This is a genomic window from Microbacterium aerolatum, from assembly GCF_007988825.1.
GTDB classification, from domain to species: Bacteria; Actinomycetota; Actinomycetes; order Actinomycetales; family Microbacteriaceae; genus Microbacterium; species Microbacterium aerolatum.
Genome location: NZ_BJUW01000017.1, coordinates 1 through 17,769 on the forward strand (window position 1 = coordinate 1; position 17,769 = coordinate 17,769).

Genomic DNA, 17,769 nt, shown 5'->3' on the forward strand with positions numbered 1-17,769 from the left:
TTTTGCGTTAACATCCAGTTTCACAGCCCCTCCAGGAAGGCCACACATGTCACGTCGCGTCACCGCCGTAGCAGCCCTCGCCGTCGCGGCACTGGCACTCACCGCCTGCAGCGCGAGCAGCGACTCCGGCGACACGGGCGACGCGGCAGGCGGCCAGTACGGTCTCATGACCGACGGCACCCTGACGGTGGCGACCGAGGGCACCTACCGTCCCTTCAGCTTCCACGAGGGCGACGGCGCCGGCGCGCTCGTCGGCTTCGACGTCGAGATCATCGAGGCCGTCGCCGAAAAGCTCGACCTCGACATCAAGTTCGAAGAGACCCAGTGGGACGCTATCTTCGCCGGCCTCGACGCCGGACGCTTCGACCTGATCGCGAACCAGGTCACCATCAACGACGAGCGTGAGGCGAACTATCTGTTCAGCGAGCCGTACACGGTCTCGCCCGGCGTCATCGTCGTGAACGCAGACGACGACTCCATCACGTCCTTCGACGACCTCGCAGGCAAGACCACCGCACAGTCGCTCACCAGCAACTGGTACGAGCTGGCGACCGCGAGCGGCGCCAAGGTCGAGAACGTCGAAGGCTGGGCGCAGGCCGTCTCGCTGCTCAAGCAGGGACGCGTGGATGCGACGGTCAACGACAAGCTCACCTTCCTCGACTACGAGGAGACCGAGGGCGACACCGGCCTGAAGATCGCGGCCGAGACGGATGAGGCCGGGCTCTCGGCCTTCGCATTCACCAAGGACAAGCAGGAGCTCATCGACGCGATCGACGGCGCCCTCGCCGAACTGCGCGAGGACGGCACGCTCGCGGAGATCAGCGAGAAGTACTTCGGCGCCGACGTCACCGAGTAGCCATGGACCTGTGGGATGTGTTCCTCAGTTCGGTCGGGCCCATCGCCCTGGCCGGATTGATCGGAACGATCCCGCTCGCCCTCATCTCCTTCGCGCTGGGCCTTGCCCTCGCACTCGGAGTGGCGCTCATGCGCATCTCCGAACACCGGCTGCTCTCCGGCATCGCTCGCGTCTACATCTCGATCATCCGAGGCACCCCGCTGCTGGTGCAGCTGTTCGTGATCTTCTACGGACTCCCGTCGATCGGCGTGCTCGTCGACCCCTGGCCGAGCGCGATCATCGCGCTGTCGCTCAACGTCGGCGGCTACGCGGCTGAGATCATCCGCGCAGCGATCCTGTCGGTCCCCAAGGGGCAGTGGGAGGCCGCCTACACCGTCGGCATGGGACGCTCCCGCACTCTTGCCCGCGTCATCCTGCCCCAGGCCGCCCGCGTCTCGGTGCCTCCGCTGTCCAACACGTTCATCTCTCTGGTGAAGGACACCTCGCTCACCTCGCTCATCCTGGTGACCGAGCTGTTCCGCGTCGCGCAGCAGATCGCCGCCTTCAACTACAAGTTCATGGCCGTGTATCTCACCGCGGCGCTGGTCTACTGGGTGTTCTGCCTCGTGCTGTCCGCCGGCCAGAACCTGCTCGAGAAGAGGCTCGATCGCAATGTCGCCCGCTGACCGCCCCTCGATCGACGACGCGCAGCCTCCTCTCCTCGTTGCGCGCGATCTCCACAAGAGCTTCGGTACCAACGAGGTTCTGAAGGGGCTGGACCTCACCGTGCATCGCGGTGAGGTCGTCGTGCTGATCGGTCCCAGCGGCTCCGGCAAGACGACGGTGCTCCGCTCGCTCAACGGCCTCGAGACACCCGACGCCGGAACGCTCGCGATTCAGGGCGGGCCGGCCATCGACTTCGCCACACCTCCGGGCAAGAGCACGCGCTTCGCGTTGCGCGACCGCTCGGCGATGGTGTTCCAGCACCACAATCTCTTCCCGCACTTCACGGTCCTGCAGAACGTGATCGAGGGCCCCTGGCGGGTCCAGCGTCGAAACAAGGACGAAGCGGTGGATTCCGCGCGGAAGTTGCTCGCGCGAGTGGGGCTGGCCGAGAAGGAGGACGCCTACCCGCACGAGCTCTCCGGCGGGCAGCAGCAGCGCGTCGGCATCGTGCGCGCCCTCGCGCTCCGCCCTGACCTGCTCCTGTTCGACGAGCCCACCAGCGCCCTCGATCCCGAACTCGTCGGCGAAGTGCTGCTCGTGATCAAGGAACTCGCCGACGAGGGCTGGACGATGGTCGTCGTCACGCACGAGCTCGCGTTCGCGCGTGAGGCAGCCGACCATGTGCTGTTCCTCGACGGCGGAGTCGTCGTGGAGGAGGGGCCGCCCGAGCAACTGTTCACGGCGCCCGCACACGAGCGCACAAAGCGCTTCCTCGCCAGGATCATGCGACCGCTCGACACCGAGCCCGGTGACGACGACTGATTCGAGCCCGGTGACGACGACTGATCCGGCGCGTTCAGGCGCTGATCGCCTGCACCACCAGGCTCACTGCCAGACCGATCATGATCACGGCGATCACCCCGTCGAGGATGCGCCAGGCCGTGGGCGTGTCGAGCCAGCGCCCGAGATGGCGTGCCCCGTAGCCCAGCACGCTGAACCAGAGGATGCTGGCGACGACCGCGCCCGCGGCGAAGATCCACCTGGCATCGCCGTGCGTTGCGGCGATCGAGCCGAGCATCAGCACTGTGTCGAGATAGACATGCGGATTCAGCCATGTCAGCGCGAGAGTCGTCAGCACGACGGCCGCCAGCCGTCCTCCTGAGCGGGCGGCGGGAGGGGCCTCGCCCGTGAGGCCGAGATCCGTGGAGCGCAGTGCCCTGCGCGCAGCGCCCATTCCGTACACCAGCAGGAACGCAGCCCCGAGCCACTGCGCGACGACGACGAGCCACGGCATCCGCTCGACGAGGAACCCGAGACCGGCGACGCCGGCGAGGATCAGCACCGCATCGGATGCCGCGCAGATCGCGACCACGGCGAGAACGTGCTCGCGTCGGATGCCCTGACGCAGCACATACGCGTTCTGAGCGCCGATGGCGATGATGAGCGAGAGGCCGAGGCCGAGGCCGGCGAGGAACGAGAGCACCCTTCGAAATTACGAGGCAGTCATCATAAGCACCAGCGCACGATGCTTACGGTGCATTAGCATCGCTTCATGGCATCCATCGCCCCGGAGCTCGCATCCACCGTCGCGGCGATCGTCGATGGCGGCAGCCTGGAGGCCGCGGCGCGAGCGCTCAGGATAACGCCGTCCGCCGTCAGCCAGCGGCTCAAGACGCTCGAGCAGCAGCTCGGCCGCGTGCTCGTGGTGCGCGGCCGCCCTGCGACCGTCACCGCCTCCGGCGAGGCAGTGGTGCGGATGGCGCGCCAGATCGCACTGCTCGAGCACGAGGCGCTCGCAGAGCTCGGAATCGACGAGCCGGGACGGCGGGCGAGCGTGCCTCTGGCGGTGAACGCCGATTCGATGGCCACCTGGTTCCTCGCACCGCTCGCACGGCTCAGCGCCGCGCACGACATCGACTTCGACCTGCACCGCGACGACCAGGACTTCACAGCACGGTTGCTGGAATCCGGCGAGGTAATGGCCGCGGTCACCTCGGAGTCCGCTCCTGTGACAGGGTGCACGGTCTCGGCGCTGGGCGTGCTCACGTACGAGGCGGTTGCCACTCCCGACTTCGCGCGGCGCTGGTTCGGTGACGGCGTGGGCCCCGAGGCTCTCCGTCGCGCACCGTTCGTCGACTTCGACCGGCGCGACGGCCTGCAGCACCAGTGGCTCGCCGATCGCGGCGTCGACGCGCACGGCATCCCGCGCCACTACGTGCCCGCATCACACGATTTCGCTCAGGCGGTTTCGCTGGGGCTCGGATGGGGGCTCTTGCCCCGATCGCAACTGACCGAAGCCATGGCATCCGGTGTTGTCGTCCCGCTCGGCGGAGACCCCGTACGCGTCCCGCTCTATTGGCAGCAGTGGAACCTGCGCTCCACGCTGCTCGACGCGATCGCCGCCGAGGTGGCGGACGAAGCCCGACGCGTCCTCCCCTGAGCGCGCGTCAGGCGTCGCGCGCGGCGCTGGTCAGCCTGTGCAGCAGTTCTGTGAGCGAGTGGATGTCCTCCACCGGCCACGGACTGAGCGCACGGAGCACGGCGCCCTCCTGCGGACGTCGGGCAGCAGCGAGACGCGCCAGTCCCTCATCGGTGGGGGAGATCACGATGGAACGCCGATCCGCGGCGTCCGGAGTTCTCTGGATCAGGCCCAGGTCCTCGAGCTCGCGAATCGTGCGGCTGAGCTGCCCCTTGTCCATCTGCAGCACTTCGGCGAGTGTCGAGGCGGTGCACGTCCCGTAGCGCACGATCGTGGTGAACGTCTTGTAGGCGCCGGGCAGCATCCCAGGGCTCAACCGCGTGGCGTTTGCCATCACGGTGCGTCGGAAGTGCGTGATGAGCTCGCCGAACTCCGATTCGAGCGCGGTCACCGCGGCGATGCGCTCCTCATCGGTCTCGGGGACGGACGCTTCCGTCCCCGAGACCGATGCGTCACTTCCGGCGGCCGCCATCGGTCTGCTCCGGCTCGGCCACATGCACCGGAATCGATCCGGTCTCCGCGGTCGCCACGGCGAACTCGTTCTCGCGCCGCTGCTCCCGCACCCGCTCCACGTTGTTCTGACGGAGCAGTGGGATGTTCGGCAGGAACACGATCGCGATCAGGCTGAGCACCGCCAGCGGGACGCCGATGAGGAACGCGTGCGAGATCGCCTGCGCCGAGGCATCCTCGATGATGATGCGGATCGATTCGGGCATGTCACGCGTGGTCGGCAGCGAACCGGAGGCGAGCTGAGCGGCGATGGCCTTGCCCTTCTCGCCCAGCGCTGCGATTGCGGCGCCCACCTCAGCGGCACGATCCGACAGCTGCTGCGTCATGCTGGCGGCCAGGACGGAGCCCATCACGGCGACGCCGGTGGTGCCGCCGACCGTGCGGAAGAAGTTGACGCCCGAGCTCGCCACGCCGACTTCCTGAGGGCTGGTGGTGTTCTGCACGACGAGGACGAGGTTCTGCATGGTCATGCCGGTGCCCGCGCCGAGCAGGAACATGTACAGCCCCACGAGCCAGAGGGAGGTGTCGTAGTGCAGGGTCGACAGCAACGAGGTGCCGGCGATCATGAGGACGGCGCCGATGACGAGGTAGCTCTTCCACTTGCCCGTGCGAGTCACGAGCTGACCGATCACGGTCGAGGCGATCAGCATGCCCGCGGCCATCGGAATGGTGAGCAGGCCGGCCTCGGTCGGACCGTACCCGCGCGAGATCTGCATGTACTGCGCGAGGTACACCGAGGTGCCGAACATGGCGACGCCGATTGAGATCGACGCGAGGACGGAGAGCGTGAAGGTGCGGTTGCGGAACAGCGTGAGCGGGATGAGCGGCTCGGCCACCTTCAGTTCGACGACGATGAACAGCCCCGTGGCGATCACGGCCGTGCCGACCATGTAGAGCGTCTCCCAGCTGAGCCAGCCGTAGGTCGCGACGTTCGAGACCCAGACCAGCAGGAAGCCGGATGCCACCGAGAGCAGCACGATGCCGAGGTAGTCGATGCGGACCTTCGCCGCCTTGATCTGCTCGATGCGCAGAGTGCGGATCAGGACGACGATCGCGATGATGCCCAGGGGCACGCCGACGTAGAAGTTCCAGCGCCAGCCGACGCTGTCGGTCAGGACGCCACCGAGCAGCGGACCGCCCACCGTGGCGACCGCCATGACGCCGGCGAACAGTCCCATGTACTTGCCGCGCTCGCGCGGCGAGAGGATGTCGGCCATCAGGACCTGGCTGAGAGCGGCGAGCCCGCCGCCGCCGAGCCCCTGGAACCCGCGGAACATGATGAGCATCTCGGTGTTCTGCGACAGCCCGGCCCCGGCGCTGGCGAGAATGAAGATCGTCAGCGCGAGGATCATGAGGTTCTTGCGGTTCACGAGGTCGGCGAGTTTGCCCCAGATCGGGGTCGAGATCGCCGTGGTGAGCAGGGTCATCGTGACGACCCATGTGTAGGACGTCTGAGATCCGCCGAGCTCGGGGACGATGATCGGCAGCGAGGTTCCGACGACGGTCGTCGAGACCATCGAGCAGAACATCGCGAGCATCAGGCCGGAGAGTGCCTGAAGGACCTGACGATGCGACATCCGGGTCGTCGTCGTGGCAGTCGATGGGGAATGAGCGCTCATGCGCACCTTTCATGTCGGAGGACAGAGAAAGCACGACAGCGCTGGCGTGAACAAGTTGAAAAAAGTCAACGATACGCGCGATGTTGATGTTTGGCAACTATCGGAAGAGACGGCGCCCGCGCGACCGCCGGGCGCGGGAGCTCAGTCGGCGAGTGCGAGCGCCCGGAACGCATCGCGTTCGCGGAGTGCCTCGCGGCGGGATGCCACGACAGCCTGCGCGCTCGGCGGAGGGTTGCCGGTGGTGCGGTGATAGAGCTCGTCGATCAGGCGGGTGGCGAGCCCGACGAGCTGGCCGATCTCGCGGTCGTCGCGATCGATCCACACGCAGCGGGGCTCATCGTCGACGGGACGGAAGTCGTCGTGCTCCTCCCAGGCGAACAGGGTGCGCTCGGCGCCGAGCACATGCTGCTGCCACCAGACCTGCCGCAGGTAGGTGCGGGGGATCGTGCGCCAGTTCTTGTTCGTGGTCTTGATCTCGGCGAGGAGGATGCGGCCGCCGGCATCCTGCACGATGCCATCGGGCGTCGCGAGATGGCGGTGCTCGGCCTCGGCGCGGAAGAGCGCCGAGGATGGGCGGATGCCGTGCGTCGCCGCAACCCACGCCGCGATCTCCGGCTCGCGCCTGCGGCCGTGATCGGTGTACGCGTTGCCGCCGAAGCGTGCGCCTCCGCCGAGCTTGGCGTCGGCCGCGCGGGTGATCGACTTCTCTCCGGAGAGGCCGGCGACGTCGGTCGCTGTGATGCCTCTGGCCCGTGCCCGGAGCCAGGCGACCCGGTCACGGGAGTCCGCGACGATTCGAGCCTGAAGTTCCGGGGTCACCGTTCGAGGCTACCCCGCGCCGCCGACCTCCGCTGTCGGCCGCGCCGATCCGGAGCGGTTGCGATTCAGCGACGATACGGCCAGTGCTCGGGGCCGCGCGATCCGGCCGCATACTCCTCGAGTGGCACCTCGTCGCCCGCCCACGCGGCGAGCACCGGCTCCAGGATCCGCCAGCACTGCTCCGCCGCGTCGCCGCGGACGGAGAGCATCGGATCAGCGTCGAGGATGCCGGAGAGCACCTCCGCGTAGGCCAGCAGCTCGCCGGGGCCGAGGTCCGCGGAGAGCGTCGCGCGTTCGAGCACGAACGGGTCGTCCGCGCCGTTGAGGTTGAGCTCGAGGGAGATCTGATCCGGACCGAGCGACAGCCGGAGCACGGCACCTGCGGCCGAGCCGCGCAGTCCCACCGGCACGTGCCGCACCGCTTTGAAGTGCACGACGACTTCCCGACCAGGGTTGCCAAGTGCCTTGCCCGATCGGAGCGTGAACGGCACGCCCGCCCAGCGGGCATTGCGCACCTCGAAGGTGGCCTCGGCGAGCGTCTCGGTGTTCCGCGCGGGGTCGACGCCCGGTTCGTCGATGTACGACGGCTTCTCAACACCGTCGACACTGCCCGCCGTGTACCGCGCTCGCCGCGACGACGCGGCGGGGTCATCGTCCCAGATCCTGGTGGCGCGCAGCACCGCAGAGGTCGCCTCGCGGAAGTCGGCCTGGTCGAGCGTGGCGGGCTGTTCCATCGCCACGACCGCGAGCACCTGAAGCAGGTGGCTCTGGATCATGTCGACCAGCGCTCCGGCGTGGTCGTAGTAGCCGGCCCTTCCCTCCAGTCCCAGCTTCTCGTCGTACACGATCGTCACGGAGTCGATGCTCTCGGCCGACCAGTTCGGCTCGAGCAGGCGGTTCGCGAAACGGGCGCCCAGGAGGTTCAGGGTCGTCGACTTGCCGAGGAAGTGATCCACGCGGAACACCTGCTGCTCGGGCACCAGCGCGGCGATGCGCGCGTTCAGCTCGCGTGCGCCCTCCTCATCAGTGCCGAACGGCTTCTCCATCGCGAGCATCACGCCCTCCGGCAGCATCTCCGGGGTCAGCGCCTCGCACGCCGCAGCCGTGACCGCGGGCGGCACGGCGAAATACAGTGCGACCTGTCCCTTCAGGCCCTTCAGCAGGCGCTTCAGATCCGCTGCCTTCGTGATGTCGGTCTGCTGGTAAGAGATGTCGACGCGATCGGCGGCGGCCTCGGCATCCGAGGCGGCGAACGCGGTTCGGACGACCTTCTTCAGTGCGGCGTCGGACCAGTCCTCGGTGCCGGCGCCGATCAGGTTGACGCGCCGATCGGGCTCCGAGGCGAGCAGTTGGCCGAGCGCGGGGAGGAGGAGTCGCGAGGCCAGGTCGCCGGTCGCTCCGAAGATGACGAGTGTGGTCGCAGCATCCATTCGCTCACCGTAACGCGACACGTGCATCCTGGCCAGGGCCGTGGAAGAATCGGGCGATGCCTGCTCCCATCGAGGATTACGCACTTCTCAGCGACTGCCGCACCGCGGCGCTGGTGTCGAGCGAGGGGAGCATCGACTGGCTCTGTCTGCCGCGCTTCGACGCGCCGTCGGTCTTCGGCGCGCTGCTGGGGGATCCGAGCCATGGATGCTGGACCCTCCGCCCGCGCGATGCATCGGCGACCGCGACGCGACGGTACCTGCCGGACACCTTCATTCTCATCACCCGCTGGGAGAGTGAGGACGGCGTCGCCGAGGTGCAGGAGTTCCTGCCGATGACCGAGGACCGCACGGATCTCGTCCGCCGCGTGATCGGCGTGTCAGGGAACGTCGCGTTCACCACCGAGCTGCGCATGCACTTCGACTATGCGCGTGCGCTGCCGTGGGTGCGGCAGGTGGGCTCGGATCAGGCACCGGCGCTCAGCGCGATCGCCGGACCCGAGGCCGTCGTCGTCCGTGGGGTCGCGCTCGCCGCATCCGATCACGCGCACACAGCCGATTTCACGGTCGCCGCCGGCGAGCATCGCGAGCTCGTCCTCACCTGGCACGCGTCGCACGAGACCGAGCCCGCGCCGTTGGACGTCGAGGACGCGATCGCGCGGACGAGGGCGTGGTGGCAGGGGTGGGCGAGCCCCATCGAGCACGACGGGCCGTATCGGGATGCCGTCGTGCGCTCGCTGCTGGTCCTGCGCGCGCTGACCGATCGCGACACCGGCGGCATCGTCGCCGCGCCCACCACGTCACTGCCGGAGGAGTTCGGCGGCTCCCGGAACTGGGACTACCGCTACGTCTGGTTGCGGGACGCGGCACTCACGCTGGAGTCGCTCATCGCGCACGGATTCCTCGCCGAAGCCCACCACTGGCGGCGATGGCTGCTGCGCGCGGTCGCCGGCGAACCCGCCGAGGTGCAGATCATGTACGGCATCGCCGGCGAGCGGGACCTCGCCGAACGGGTCGTGACGAGCCTGCCCGGCTACGACGGCGCGGCACCGGTGCGGGTGGGCAACGGAGCCGTTGCGCAGTATCAGGGCGACGTGCTGGGCGAGGTGCTCGTCGCGCTGGAAGCGGCGCGGATCGCGGGCCTTGAGGAATCGGCCTTCTCGTGGCCGCTGCAGCGCGCTCTGATCGACCGGGTCGTCGCCGACATCGACCGGCAGGACAACGGCATCTGGGAGATCCGTGGCCCGGTGCGATGGTTCACGCACTCCAGGGTGATGATGTGGGCGGCCCTGGACCGCGGCGTGCGAGCCGTGCGCGAGCACGGTCTCACGGGCGACGCGGATCGCTGGGAGCAGATGCGCGACCGGCTGCACGCCGAGATCGACGAGCGGGGCGTGCACCGTGACGGCTACTTCGTGCAGCATTACGAGACGGATGAGGTGGACGCGTCGCTGCTCACCCTTCCGCAGGTGGGGTATTGCGCGGCGGACGACCCGCGGATGCTGCGCACGGTCGAGCAGATGGAGCAGACGCTCATGCGCGACGGGCTGCTGATGCGATATCGCACCTCCTCCGGCGTCGACGGGCTCGAGGGCGGGGAGCATCCCTTCCTCGCGTGCAGCTTCTGGCTCGTTGAGCAGTACGCCGCCAGCGGCCGCCTCGACGATGCGCGGGCGCTGATGGATCGTCTGGTCGGGCTCGTGAACGACCTCGGTCTGCTGTCGGAGGAGTACGACGTCGGTGGCGCGCGACAGGCGGGCAACACGCCGCAGGCGTTCTCGCACCTGACTCTGGTGCGCGCCGCGGACGCACTCGGCGGCCACTCCGGTCGCGCCGCCCACCGACGCGGCGGGGTCGCCTCCCGCTGACCGAGCGCGCGGATTTTGGGGGGCGCGAGCGGTGAGGTACAGTTGTCGTAACCGAAGACCGCTGGTCATCGTCATGCGCGAAAGCGCGAGGCGATTGAAGCACTGCAATGCAGGGGCCCGCGCAGGGACATGAACGTTCTCCAGGAAACTGGTTTCCACGCTCCGTCGCTTGCGCCGGAGCGTTTTTGTTTGCGGGCGGTCCAGGTCGGTGTCCCACGCACGTGAGGCATCTCGTACCCACCAAGGAGTGACCATGGCGCAGAAGGATGCATCGGTTGCCGAGCTCACGAAGTCATTCGAGAACTCGAACGCCGTCCTGCTGACCGAGTACCGCGGTCTGACGGTTGCCCAGCTCAAGGAGCTGCGCAACAGCATCCGTCAGGACGCTGAGTACGCCGTGGTGAAGAACACGCTGACCAAGATCGCTGCCAACAAGGCCGGGATCTCTGCGCTGGATGACGACCTCAAGGGTCCGTCTGCTGTCGCATTCGTGCATGGCGACTTCGTCGCCACTGCGAAGGCTCTTCGTGACTTCGCCAAGGCCAACCCGCTTCTCGTGATCAAGGGCGGCGTTTTCGAGGGCAATGCCCTCACCGCCGACGAGGTCAACAAGTACGCCTCGCTCGAGAGCCGTGAGGTTCTGCTGGCGAAGGCTGCGGGCATGATGAAGGCGACGATGGGCAAGGCTGCCGCGACCATCGACGCACTTCGCGAAAAGCTGGAGACCGCGGCCGCGTAAGCGACCGACGATCTCGTTCCACAAACCCCATCAATCTAGGAGATACATCATGGCGAAGCTCACCACTGAGCAGCTGCTCGAGCAGTTTGCAGACCTGACCCTCGTCGAGCTCAGCGAGTTCGTGAAGGCGTTCGAGGAGAAGTTCGACGTCACCGCTGCTGCACCCGTCGCCGTTGCCGGCGCCGGTGGCGCAGGTGCCGCTGAAGAGGTTGAGGAGAAGGACTCCTTCGACGTTATCCTCGAGGCTGCTGGCGACAAGAAGATCCAGGTCATCAAGGCCGTCCGCGAGCTCACCTCGCTGGGCCTCGGCGAGGCCAAGGCTGTCGTCGACGGCGCTCCGAAGGCTGTCCTTGAGGGCGCCAACAAGGAGACCGCGGAGAAGGCCAAGGAGTCCCTCGAGGCTGCCGGCGCCACGGTTACCCTCAAGTAATCACGCTGCACTGTCACGAAGGCCTCGGGGTTCGCTCCGGGGCCTTCGTGCTGTCTGCGGAGTGTGTTCAGCGGGGTGCGGCCGACGAGCTGCGCACGACGAGGGCGGATGCCGCGACCACGTCCTCGACCGGAGCATCCGGGTCGTCCAGCTGACGCAGCAGCAACCGGACGGCGGCTCTGCCCTGCTCGCGCGGCTGCTGCCGGATGGTCGTCAGCGAGAACATCTCGGCGTGCTGGTGATCGTCGATGCCGACCACGCTCAGTTCGGTCGGCACGGCGATGCCGAGTCTGCGTGCGGCGATGATCGTCCCGATCGCCACTTCATCGCAGACCCCGACCACCCCGGTCGGCCTGGTGCGCCGGTTGCCCAGGAGGTCGACGGCGGCCTCGTATCCGCTCGGCATGGTGCCCGCCGCAGGCGCCACACTGGACCGGCCGTCGAGCCCCGCGGCATCCATCGCCGATCGGAAGCCCTTGAGCCTGCGCGCGTCGCCTAGGGTCAGCGCATCCGCCTCCGTCGCCCCGCCGATGAACGCGATCTCGGTGTGGCCCAGATCGATGAGGTGCTCCGTCGCGATGCGGGCGGCCGCGGCGTCGTCGATCGATACGGCGTTCATCCGCGCGGTGTGCGGCCCGACGCTCACCACCGGACGCCCCAGGCGCAGCAGTTGGGCCATCTCGGGCGAGTCCGGCTCGATCCCGACGACTATGACGCCGTCGAACCGCCGCCGAGGGAGGACATCGTCGAGCACCTGCCTGCGAGCAGTCGAACGTTCCGGTACGCCGAACAGCGCGAGATCGTATCCGTTCTCGAGCAGCGTCTCCTGGGCGCCGGTGAGCAGCTCGGAGAAGAACCACCGCCCGACGCTGGGGACGATCACCCCGATCGTCTGGGTACGGCCGGTCGCCAGGCTGGTGGCGGAGGAATGCGCGACGTACGACAGTGCGCGCGCGGCCGTCTCGACCCGGTCGCGGGTGTCGTCGGAGACGTAGCCGCGACCGCTCAGGGCCCGACTGGCCGTCGCCTTCGAGACGCCGGCGCGTGCGGCGACGTCCGCGATGGTGCTCATGCGCATCCTCCTCGATGACCGGCGCGCCAGTGCGTCCGTGCACAGCGTAGTCGCGCGGACGCCGGAAGGGAACCGGTTCCAGCCAACACGGACGGGAGCGCTCCCATTCACGGTCCTGAGTTCGCGCCAAAGGTTGCCAGCTTGTGATCTCTTCTTATTGTGCCGGGCACTGCCGCCCAGTATGTTGGGCCTGGAAGCGGTTCCCGATCCGTTGACCTTCGGGTAGCGACGCTCTGGGGACGTGAACTCGAAGAGGAGAAATCACATGGCACAGTCACAGCGTTACCGGCGCCTTGCACCGCTCGCCCTGCTGGGGGCCGCGGGCATCGCCCTGGCAGGATGCGGCGCCCCTGGCGCACCCGAAGGGGGCGGCGACGCGGGGGGCGAGGACGTCTCCGGCGAGACCGTCACGATCTACGGCACCATCGTCGACAGCGAGGCCGAGCTCCTGCAGGAGTCGTGGGCGGACTTCGAAGAGGAGACCGGCATCGAGATCAAGTACGAGGGCAGTCAGGACTTCGAGACTCAGCTCGGCACCCGTGCGCAGGGCGGCAACCCGCCGGACATCGCGATCTTCCCGCAGCCCGGTCTGTTCGCCGACTTCGCGGCCCGTGACTTCCTCAAGCCGGCGCCCGAAGAGGTCGAGAAGAACGCCAACGAGTACTGGACCGAGGACTGGGTGAACTACGGCACCTACGACGGCACCTTCTACGGGGCGCCGCTGATGGCCAACGTCAAGGGCTGGATCTGGTACTCCCCGGCGAAGTTCGCGGAGTGGGGCGTCGAGGTCCCCGAGACGCTCGACGACATGGCAGCTCTCACCGAGACGATCCAGGGTGCGACCGGTGCCCCCGCCTGGTGCGCGGGCTTCGAGTCCGGCACTGCGACCGGATGGCCGGGCACGGACTGGATCGAGGACTACGTGCTGCGCCAGGCCGGGCCCGACGTCTACGACCAGTGGGTCACCAACGAGGTGCCGTTCACCGACCCGCAGATCAAGTCGGCGTTCGACTCGGTCGGCGAGATCCTGCTGACCCCGGAGAACGTGAACGCCGGTTTCGGTGACGTCCGCTCGATCAACTCGACGGCGTTCGGAGACGTCGCGCCGGCGCTCGCGAGCGGCGACTGCGCACTGACGCACCAGGCGTCGTTCCTCTCGGGCTTCTTCCCCGAGGGGACGAACATCGCCGAGGACGGCGACGTGTGGGCGTTCATGCTCCCCGGCGAGAGCGCTGATGACAGCGCCGTCACCGGCGCAGGCGAGATCGTCGGCGCGTTCAGCGAATCCGCGGCGACGCAGCAGGTGCTCGCGTACCTGTCGAGCCCGGAGTGGGCCAACAGCCGCGTGAGCCTCGGCGGCGTCACCTCGGCGAACAACGGCCTCGACCCGGCCAACGCCCAGGACCCGATCCTTCAGGAGACGATCAAGATCCTGCAGGACCCCGACACCACGTTCCGCTTCGACGCCAGCGACCTGATGCCGGGCGCCGTCGGTGCGGGCACGTTCTGGAAGGGCATGGTGGCCTGGGTCAACGGCTCCGGTACCGACGAGGTCCTCGAGCAGATCGAGACGGGCTGGCCGGCCGGCTGATCCGCCTCCGGGTGAGCCGCTGCGGAGTCGATCGGCTCCGCAGCGGTCCACCCGCTCTGGTCCGCGCAACGGTGCACGGACCGTCGATGATCTCGCAAAGGGGACTCTGTGACTGCGATCGATTTCTTCCAGTGGATCGGGACTCTGCCTCCGGTGGTGCAGGGGGTGGCCGTCGTCATCGCCTTCGCCGTCGTGGTGGTGCTCATCCTGTTCCTCGTCGACATCGCTCCGCGAACGGGTGCCTGGTACACCGTCGCGCGTCTGGCGATGTGCCTGCTCATCCCGCTCGCGGTGATGTGGTTCTTCCGCTCCTATTACTGGGCCATCGGGGTCGCCGTGGTGGTGGGCGCGATCTTCTTCCTGCTCGACTACCGGTCCAGGGCCGGCAAGGGATACCTGATCCAACTCGTCGCCTTCCTGGCGCCTGCTTTCCTGCTTCTTCTCATCGGACTGATCCTGCCTTCGCTGCAGACCTTCGTCGCCTCGTTCCTGAACTCCTCCGGCAAGACGTTCGTCGGCATCGACAACTACCTCTGGATCTTCGGTCAGCCCGACGGCGTCCGCGTGGTCATCAACACGATCGTGTGGGTGCTCATCGTGCCGACGGTCTCGACGATCGTCGGCCTCGCGTACGCCGTGTTCATCGACCGCACCCGGGGCGAGAAGATCTACAAGGTGCTCGTGTTCATGCCGATGGCGATCTCGTTCGTCGGCGCGGGAATCATCTGGCGGTTCATGTACGAATACCGCGGACCGCAGTACGACCAGATCGGTCTGCTCAATCAGATCATCGTCTGGTTCGGCGGCGAACCGCAGCAGTTCCTGCTCAACCCGCCCTGGAACACGCTCTTCCTCATCGTCGTGCTCATCTGGGTGCAGACCGGTTTCGCGATGGTGATCCTGTCGGCATCCATCAAGGGCGTGCCGACGGAACTGCTCGAGGCCGCAGAGCTCGACGGCGCGAATGCCTGGGAGCGGTTCAAGTCCGTCACGGTCCCGTCCATCCGCCCGGCACTGATCGTCGTTCTGACCACGATCTCGATCGCCTCGCTGAAGGTCTTCGACATCGTCCGCACCATGACCGCAGGAAACTACGAGACCAGCGTGCTCGCCAACGAGATGTACACGCAGTTCTCCAAGTTCGAGGCAGGACGCAGCGCCGCGCTCGCCGTGATCCTGTTCATCCTCGTGATTCCGATCGTCGTCTACAACGCACGCCAGATCCAGCAGCAGCGGGAGATCCGATGAACCCTTCGACCGGCTCAGGGACCGAAACCCGGAATCCGATCTCGCAGAGCACACGCGCGATCACGACCGGCGGGAAGCTGGAAGCGTCCTCCCGTCGCGCGCGAAAGCGGCTGTCCCGTCCCTGGGCGTCGGTCGCATCCATCGTCATCGCGGTGCTGTGGACGATCCCGACGCTGGGACTGTTCATCTCGTCGTTCCGTCCACGCGATCAGATCCTCACCAGCGGATGGTGGGAGTTCTTCCTGAACCCGCAGGTGACCGGCGAGAACTACGTCGACGTGCTGGCAGCAGGTACGACCCAGCTGACGATGCTCGAGTCGTTCGTGAACTCGATCGCCATCACGATCCCAGGGACGCTGATTCCGCTGATGATCGCGTCGATGGCGGCGTACGCGTTCGCGTGGATCGACTTCAAGGGACGCAACTTCCTGTTCATCCTGATCTTCTCGCTGCAGATCGTGCCGATTCAGATGGCGCTCGTGCCGTTGCTGAGCACGTTCTCGCGAGGACTGAGCCTGTTCGGTCTGCAGATCACGCTGCCGCTCGGCGCATCCGGCGGCTACGCGCAGGTGTGGTTCGCGCACACGATGTTCGCGCTGCCGCTGACGATCTACCTGCTGCACAACTTCATGTCCCAGATCCCGGGCGAGATCATCGAGGCAGCGCGCGTCGACGGCGCGTCGCGCGGACAGATCTTCTTCCGCATCGTGCTGCCGCTGACGACGCCCGCTATCGCGTCGGTCGCGATCTTCCAGTTCCTGTGGGTGTGGAACGACCTGCTCGTGGCGCTGGTGTTCGCCGACGGCGGGGCGGCCCCGATCACCAAACTGCTGGCCGAGATCACCGGAACACGCGGCAATGACTGGCATCTGCTCACCGCCGGCGCGTTCGTGGCGATCATCGTGCCGCTGATCGTGTTCTTCGCCCTGCAGAGGTACTTCGTGCGGGGCCTGCTGGCGGGGTCGACGAAGGGGTAGCGGTGCTGCGGGCGTCGCTGTAACGCGGCGCCCGCTGACCGTACCCTGGAACCATGGACTACGCCGAGCACATCGTCGACCTCGTCGGCAACACCCCTCTCGTGAAGCTGCAGCACGTCACAGAGGGCGTGGAGTGCACGGTGCTGGTCAAGCTCGAATACCTCAACCCGGGCGGCTCGGCGAAGGACCGCATCGCGACGCGCATCATCGATGCAGCTGAGGCGTCAGGGGAACTGAAGCCGGGCGGCACCATCGTCGAGCCCACCAGCGGCAACACCGGCGTGGGACTCGCGCTGGTCGCCCAGCAGCGCGGCTACAAGTGCGTGTTCGTGCTGCCCGACAAGGTCGGCGAGGACAAGATCGACGTGCTGCGCGCCTACGGCGCAGAGATCGTCATGACCCCGACCTCTGTGCCCGCCGACAGCCCCGAGTCGTACTACAGCGTCAGCGACCGGCTCGCGCGTGAGATCCCTGGTGCGTTCAAGCCGAACCAGTACGAGAACCAGAACGGGCCGCGCAGCCACTACGAGACGACCGGGCCGGAGATCTGGCGCGACACCGACGGGAAGGTGACGCACTTCGTCGCCGGCGTCGGCACCGGCGGCACGATCACCGGCACCGGACGATTCCTGCGCGAGGTCTCCGACGACCGGGTGCGGATCGTCGGCATCGACCCGGAGGGCAGCGTCTACTCCGGCGGAACCGGGCGTCCCTATCTCGTCGAGGGCGTCGGAGAGGACATCTGGCCCGGCACCTACGACCCCGCCGTCCCGCACGAGATCGTCGCGGTCGACGACGCCGAGTCCTTCGCGATGACCCGTCGCCTGGCGCGCGAGGAAGGCATCCTCGTCGGCGGATCCAGCGGCATGGCGGTGGCCGGAGCGCTGCGAGTGGCGAAGACCCTGCCGGCGGATGCCGTCATGGTGGTGCTGCTGCCCGACGGCGGTCGCGGCTACCTGTCCAAGATCTTCAACGACTCCTGGATGCGCTCCTACGGGTTCAGCGAGGTCGAGGCGGGGGAGACCGTCGCGGATGTGCTGACGGCGCGCAAGTCCGCACGGCAGGCGCAGGGCGCGATCCCCGATCTCGTCCACGCGCACCCCAGCGACACCGTGCTGGACGCGATCAACATGATGACCGAGTTCGCCGTCTCGCAGCTCGTCGTGCTCAGCGCAGAACCGCCGGTGATGATGGGTGAGGTCATCGGCACCGTCGACGAGCGCGGCCTACTGGATCTGCTGTTCCGCAACGCGGCCAAGCCCACGGATGCCGTCGGCACTCACGTCGGCGAAGGGCTGCCGCTCATCGGCATCCATGCACCGGTCGATCAGGCGCGCAGCGCGCTCGCAGAGGCAGACGCGCTGCTGGTCACGGTCGACGGCCGGCCGCACACGGTGCTCACCCGGCAGGACCTCATCGCCTACCTCGCGCACTGAGCGGTCCTAGGCGGGCGTCGTCGCGCGGCGTAACGCGGGCGCATGGGATCGGC

General features: G+C 67.6%; 17 protein-coding genes. 11 read left to right on the forward strand and 6 right to left on the reverse strand.

Annotation, left to right across the window (positions count from 1 at the left end; all coding sequences use genetic code 11):
• The first annotated feature begins 46 nt into the window (after window positions 1-46).
• Genes MAE01_RS14185 through MAE01_RS14195 form a run of 3 tightly spaced genes read left to right on the forward strand, consistent with a single transcriptional unit; the run spans window position 47 to window position 2,323 of the window.
• Window positions 47-856, forward strand: coding sequence for an amino acid ABC transporter substrate-binding protein (locus tag MAE01_RS14185; protein ID WP_147040468.1), 810 nt, complete (start codon window positions 47-49; stop codon window positions 854-856).
• A gap of 2 nt (window positions 857-858) precedes the next feature.
• A complete protein-coding gene (locus tag MAE01_RS14190) occupies window positions 859-1,521 on the forward strand; it encodes an amino acid ABC transporter permease (RefSeq protein ID WP_147040469.1) in 663 nt (220 codons plus the stop codon).
• The gene (locus MAE01_RS14195) at window positions 1,508-2,323 is read left to right on the forward strand and encodes an amino acid ABC transporter ATP-binding protein (protein ID WP_147040471.1); all 816 of its coding nucleotides are present in this window, start codon (window positions 1,508-1,510) and stop codon (window positions 2,321-2,323) included. Before MAE01_RS14190 ends, MAE01_RS14195 begins: the two co-directional genes overlap by 14 nt.
• A gap of 34 nt (window positions 2,324-2,357) precedes the next feature.
• On the opposite strand, the gene MAE01_RS14200 is transcribed toward MAE01_RS14195, so the two are convergent.
• Window positions 2,358-2,984, reverse strand: a complete 627-nt coding sequence (locus tag MAE01_RS14200) for a LysE/ArgO family amino acid transporter (protein WP_147040473.1) — start codon at window positions 2,982-2,984, stop codon at window positions 2,358-2,360.
• 69 nt (window positions 2,985-3,053) lie between these two features.
• Between MAE01_RS14200 and MAE01_RS14205 the strand changes: the two genes are divergently transcribed.
• Window positions 3,054-3,941 (forward strand): LysR family transcriptional regulator ArgP, encoded by an 888-nt coding sequence (locus MAE01_RS14205; protein ID WP_147040475.1) that lies wholly within the window; start codon window positions 3,054-3,056, stop codon window positions 3,939-3,941.
• Between the two features lie 7 nt (window positions 3,942-3,948).
• Here MAE01_RS14205 and MAE01_RS14210 read toward each other — a convergent pair whose 3' ends face one another.
• The 4 genes from MAE01_RS14210 to MAE01_RS14225 form a co-directional block, all read right to left on the reverse strand.
• The gene (locus MAE01_RS14210; RefSeq protein ID WP_147040477.1) at window positions 3,949-4,452 is read right to left on the reverse strand and encodes a MarR family winged helix-turn-helix transcriptional regulator; all 504 of its coding nucleotides are present in this window, start codon (window positions 4,450-4,452) and stop codon (window positions 3,949-3,951) included.
• Entirely contained in the window at window positions 4,433-6,109 is a 1,677-nt protein-coding gene (locus MAE01_RS14215) for an MDR family MFS transporter (protein ID WP_147040478.1), read from the reverse strand. The genes MAE01_RS14210 and MAE01_RS14215 overlap by 20 nt, the downstream gene beginning before the upstream one ends.
• 141 nt (window positions 6,110-6,250) lie before the next feature.
• Window positions 6,251-6,928 (reverse strand): YqaJ viral recombinase family protein, encoded by a 678-nt coding sequence (locus MAE01_RS14220; RefSeq protein WP_147040480.1) that lies wholly within the window; start codon window positions 6,926-6,928, stop codon window positions 6,251-6,253.
• 65 nt (window positions 6,929-6,993) lie between these two features.
• Window positions 6,994-8,358 (reverse strand): glucose-6-phosphate dehydrogenase, encoded by a 1,365-nt coding sequence (locus tag MAE01_RS14225; protein WP_147040482.1) that lies wholly within the window; start codon window positions 8,356-8,358, stop codon window positions 6,994-6,996.
• Window positions 8,359-8,414: 56 nt separating this feature from the next.
• Here MAE01_RS14225 and MAE01_RS14230 point away from each other — a divergent pair, with 56 nt between their 5' ends.
• The 3 genes from MAE01_RS14230 (at window position 8,415) to rplL (ending at window position 11,392) form a co-directional block, all read left to right on the forward strand.
• Window positions 8,415-10,223: a glycoside hydrolase family 15 protein gene (locus MAE01_RS14230; RefSeq protein ID WP_147040484.1), complete on the forward strand. Its 1,809-nt coding sequence runs from the start codon at window positions 8,415-8,417 to the stop codon at window positions 10,221-10,223.
• Window positions 10,224-10,476: 253 nt separating this feature from the next.
• A complete protein-coding gene (gene rplJ, locus MAE01_RS14235; RefSeq protein WP_147040486.1) occupies window positions 10,477-10,962 on the forward strand; it encodes a 50S ribosomal protein L10 in 486 nt (161 codons plus the stop codon).
• Between the two features lie 49 nt (window positions 10,963-11,011).
• Complete coding sequence (gene rplL, locus MAE01_RS14240; RefSeq protein ID WP_147040488.1) at window positions 11,012-11,392, forward strand: 50S ribosomal protein L7/L12; 381 nt, start codon at window positions 11,012-11,014, stop codon at window positions 11,390-11,392.
• 67 nt (window positions 11,393-11,459) lie between these two features.
• Here rplL and MAE01_RS14245 read toward each other — a convergent pair whose 3' ends face one another.
• On the reverse strand, window positions 11,460-12,464 hold the full coding sequence (locus tag MAE01_RS14245) for a LacI family DNA-binding transcriptional regulator (RefSeq protein ID WP_147040490.1): 1,005 nt from the start codon (window positions 12,462-12,464) through the stop codon (window positions 11,460-11,462).
• 265 nt (window positions 12,465-12,729) lie between these two features.
• Between MAE01_RS14245 and MAE01_RS14250 the strand changes: the two genes are divergently transcribed.
• From MAE01_RS14250 to MAE01_RS14265, 4 genes are all read left to right on the forward strand, one after another.
• Window positions 12,730-14,055 (forward strand): ABC transporter substrate-binding protein, encoded by a 1,326-nt coding sequence (locus MAE01_RS14250; RefSeq protein WP_147040491.1) that lies wholly within the window; start codon window positions 12,730-12,732, stop codon window positions 14,053-14,055.
• 108 nt (window positions 14,056-14,163) lie between these two features.
• Window positions 14,164-15,303 carry a carbohydrate ABC transporter permease gene (locus MAE01_RS14255; protein WP_147040493.1) on the forward strand — a complete coding sequence of 380 codons (1,140 nt, stop codon included), beginning with the start codon at window positions 14,164-14,166 and terminating at the stop codon, window positions 15,301-15,303.
• On the forward strand, window positions 15,300-16,280 hold the full coding sequence (locus tag MAE01_RS14260) for a carbohydrate ABC transporter permease (protein WP_147040495.1): 981 nt from the start codon (window positions 15,300-15,302) through the stop codon (window positions 16,278-16,280). Before MAE01_RS14255 ends, MAE01_RS14260 begins: the two co-directional genes overlap by 4 nt.
• Window positions 16,281-16,333: 53 nt before the next feature.
• Complete coding sequence (locus tag MAE01_RS14265) at window positions 16,334-17,716, forward strand: cystathionine beta-synthase (RefSeq protein WP_147040497.1); 1,383 nt, start codon at window positions 16,334-16,336, stop codon at window positions 17,714-17,716.
• Window positions 17,717-17,769 lie beyond the last annotated feature (53 nt).